Here is a 976-nt window from a genome sequence, read left to right as displayed (position 1 = left end):
AAGGCGGGGCGGCCGCCGTGCTGGAGGTAGGCGTGCAGGATGTCGGGGGTGTTGGCGAAGAAGTTCGGCCGCATGTAGGAGGCGGCCTCGCCCGACAGCTCCGTGAGGTACTCGGTCAGTTCCTCCTTGGAGTTGCGCCAGGTGAAGTACGTGTAGGACTGCTGGAAGCCGATCTGGGCCAGGGTGTGCATCATCGCCGGGCGGGTGAACGCCTCGGCCAGGAAGATCACGTCGGGGTCGGTGCGGTTGATGTCCGCGATGACCCGCTCCCAGAAGACGACCGGCTTGGTGTGGGGGTTGTCCACCCGGAAGATCCGCACGCCGCGGTCCATCCAGTGCCGCAGCACCCGGCAGGTCTCGGCGATCAGGCCGTCCATGTCGGCGTCGAAGGCGATGGGGTAGATGTCCTGGTACTTCTTGGGCGGGTTCTCCGCGTAGGCGATGGTGCCGTCGGGACGGTGGTGGAACCACTCGGGGTGCTTGTGCACCCAGGGGTGGTCGGGGGAGCACTGCAGCGCGAAGTCCAGCGCGATCTCCAGCCCCAGAGTGCGGGCCTGCTCGACGAACCAGGTGAAGTCCTCCAGGGTGCCCAGGGCGGGGTGGACGGCGTCGTGGCCGCCCTCGGGCGAGCCGATCGCCCAGGGCACGCCGACGTCGTCGGGGCCGGGGGAGAGGGTGTTGTTCCTGCCCTTGCGGAAGGTGGTGCCGATGGGGTGGATGGGGGGCAGGTAGACCACGTCGAAGCCCATCGCCGCGATCGCCGGCAGTCTGCGGGCGGCGGTGCGGAAGGTGCCGTGGGGCTGCTGCCGGGTGCCTTCGGAGCGGGGGAAGAACTCGTACCAGGAGCCGTACAGGGCCCGCTCCCGCTCGACGAGCAGGGGCAGCGGCTCGGAGGTGGTGACCAGATCCCGCAGCGGATGCCGGGCCAGGACCTCGTCCACCTGAGGCGTCAGCGCCGCCGCAAGCCGCGCCGCCG

Annotated in this window: 1 protein-coding gene; it reads right to left on the bottom strand. The window is 69.9% G+C overall.

The window, feature by feature from the left end; all coding sequences use genetic code 11:
- Window positions 1-976: maltotransferase domain-containing protein (locus AOQ53_RS35770; RefSeq protein ID WP_330219380.1), on the bottom strand; the 976-nt coding region annotated here is incomplete at both ends.

Source organism: Streptomyces azureus, from assembly GCF_001270025.1.
GTDB lineage: Bacteria > Actinomycetota > Actinomycetes > Streptomycetales > Streptomycetaceae > Streptomyces > Streptomyces azureus.
Note: the sequence above shows the minus strand (reverse complement) of the source record. Positions and strands in the feature narration are given on the sequence as shown.